This window comes from Providencia sp. PROV_01 (genome assembly GCF_053098325.1).
The window spans coordinates 1-2,796 of record NZ_JBRFKD010000009.1; the positions used below are offsets into that span (position 1 = coordinate 1).

2 protein-coding genes are annotated in these 2,796 nt (G+C 37.3%); both read right to left on the reverse strand.

The window, feature by feature from the left end; all coding sequences use genetic code 11:
* Nucleotides 1-21 precede the first annotated feature (21 nt).
* Nucleotides 22-906, reverse strand: coding sequence for an Mph(E) family macrolide 2'-phosphotransferase (locus tag ACU696_RS20915; protein WP_000155092.1), 885 nt, complete (start codon nt 904-906; stop codon nt 22-24).
* A gap of 55 nt (nt 907-961) precedes the next feature.
* The gene (msr(E), locus tag ACU696_RS20920; protein WP_000052512.1) at nt 962-2,437 is read right to left on the reverse strand and encodes an ABC-F type ribosomal protection protein Msr(E); all 1,476 of its coding nucleotides are present in this window, start codon (nt 2,435-2,437) and stop codon (nt 962-964) included.
* Nucleotides 2,438-2,796: the final 359 nt, after the last annotated feature.

The window sequence follows — 2,796 nt, forward strand, 5'->3', positions numbered from 1 at the left end:
CTCAGCAATCATATTTTTAAATTATATAACTCCCAACTGAGCTTTTGCTCCAACGATAAGGCTTTCATTTTGAGTTTCTAAGGCAAATAAACCATACATCAAAGGAGAGGCCGCTGCTCTTTCTAAAGTCTGTTCATATAGTTTATTCCAAACTTTACCCCCTAGTTTTTCATACTCGATGATTAGAGTTTTGAGGCTTTCTTCTCCAAACAAAGTTACATGCCCAGCAAAATCAATCGCTGGGTCATCTATATGGGCTGTTGACCAATCAATAACGCCTGAAACAGCTCCATCCTTTGAAGCTAGTACATGCCCAGCATATAAATCGCCATGTATAAATTGGGTGAAATCTGCCCATAGAACATCATTATCCAACCATTTTCTGTAGCGGGTTTCCAATTGCTCACTTATACCAATTTCAGATTTTACTAACTGCAAATTGTTTGCTATTTCAGGTCTTAAATCTGAAGGTTTCATAATTTTCAAATCATTTTCCCGAACTTCTTTTTCAGGAATACTATGGATTTCAAATAAGGTTTTTGCCAAAGATGTTATGTATTTCGGGCTATCTTTGTCCATATTCCAAATTATTTCATAGGTTTCAGCATCCAAATTTAAAACAGGATTATCTTTAAGTATGGGATAAGCCACTAATTCTGTAGATGAAATTCTCCAATCAGGAACCTCTACAGAAAGATGTTTTTTTACCAATTCTAAAATGCGTTTTTCTTTCTTGATTTGTTCCCTCATGCCATCACGACGAGGAATACGCAGCAACCATTGTTGCCCCTTTGTATCAAGAGCAAAAACGACCTTAAAATCAATGCCCATTTCATTGAAATTCATTTTGTCCGTAAGCAACAAGCCGTGTGCTTCAGCAAGTGATTGAATATCTTGAATTGTCATTTTTAATTTCCTTTAAAGAGTTCAATAATTAATGTTCGGATTAGATTGGCTATCATTAACAATCTCTCTCAAAAGTCTTGATGATTTTGTGGTCTTTGATCTCGTAGATAATGTCAGCAATATTATCGACCAATTGCTTGTCATGAGATACGAAGATAATAGTTCCTGCATAGGACTTCATCATTGTTTCTAATGCGGCAATACTTTTTAGGTCAAGATAGTTTCCTGGTTCATCCATAAGCAAAATATTATATTTTCCTAAAAGCATTTTGGATAAAAGCAGTTTGATGATTTCACCTCCCGATAAGTCGGATAAGTTTTTTTGAATATCATTCGCTCCGATCCCCATTGAAGCCAATACTGCACGAATTTCCGCAACTGTGTACTCGCACTCTTCCTGCATAAAGGAGAGCACAGATTTATGCGTGTTAAATTTATATCCTGTTTGTGTAAAGTAGCCAATTTCAGCTTTTGGAGATATGGTTAATCCATCAGCACGTTCTGATATCATTTTTAACAAGGACGTTTTCCCTGTTCCATTCGATCCAGTTATAGCGACTTTAGCGCCAAGCGGTATTATAAAGTTAGCGTCATCAAAGATAGTACGGCTACCAAATTTTAAGCTCAGACCATCTGCCGTAATCGGGAACTTATTGTGCAGTTCTAGGGCTGAACTTTGACGAAAACGAATAGAACGCAAATGCTCTGGTGCTTGAATATCTTCTAATGCAGCCAAACGCTTTTCCATACTCTTAGCTGCCTGATACAGTTTTCTTTGCTTGGTGCCAGTCATTTTTGCATGCCCAAGTCGTCCAGCACTTTCGGTAGAGTTTTTGGATTTTTCTCCTTTTTTCTTATTGTCTAATCGATTAGCTTGCTGGCGTTTTTCTTGCACAGCAGATTCTAATCGCTCCCGTTCCTTCATCATCAGCTCATATTCTACGGCTTGGTGTTGTCGCTCTTCTTCTTTTTGACGCAAGTAATCCGAGTAACCACCCCAATATTCCGTAATTTTACCGTCTTTTAACTCCCATATCTTGTCTACAACCATATCAAGAAAATATCGGTCATGACTGATAACAAGTAATGCTCCATCAAATGCTTTAAGTTGACCAATAAGTAGATCTATTCCATTGAGATCAAGGTGGCTGGTTGGTTCATCCGCTAGAATGCCATGTACTTGTTGGGAAAATGCGGCAGCAATTTTTGCACGAGTTTCCTCTCCGCCACTCATTGTGTCGTTTTGTACATTGGAAACACCAAGGCGAGATAACATTGCCCGGTCTTCGACCGTTTCTATTTCGATTCCGCCCAGTTGGCTGATATGTGCAAAATCACCAAAACGCTGTAATGTCGCTTCGGCTAAAACAATTTCGCCATTAAGTACTTTGAGTAAACTACTCTTTCCTGCTCCGTTATCACCCACAAGACCAATACGGTCATAAGAGTGAATTTCCAATTCATCAATATCCAAAACATCACGCCCAGCATAATCCAAGCGTATGTTTCTCGCTTTAATAATTAAACTCATTTTTATTTACTCCTGTTTAGCTCTTGAAATTTTTTATGCAGCAAACAGGATTTAGGTGAAAACAAAAGCTAGCATCACAGTGTCCTCCCAAAAAAAAAGCTATTCATCCACAGGGTGGACAAATAGCTAGTCAATTAAGTTATAACTGGAAACTATGCACTAAAAGCATACTTATAAATTAAGCATACTTTTACTTTATATATCCGCATATATTCTTAAAGACACAACAAAAGCCCACCATTATAAAATAGTGTCACTATGCAAATAGTTGTGTCTTAACGAATGCGGATAGAATGCATAAACTTACCTAAAAAATAAAATTCAGTTTTATGATAACTTTACTGTTAAAAGAAGTCTAG

Coding starts and splice junctions, on each gene's coding strand:
- ACU696_RS20915 (WP_000155092.1), bottom strand. CDS start 906: ATGACAATTCAAGATATTCAATCACTTGCTGAAGCACACGGCTTGTTG.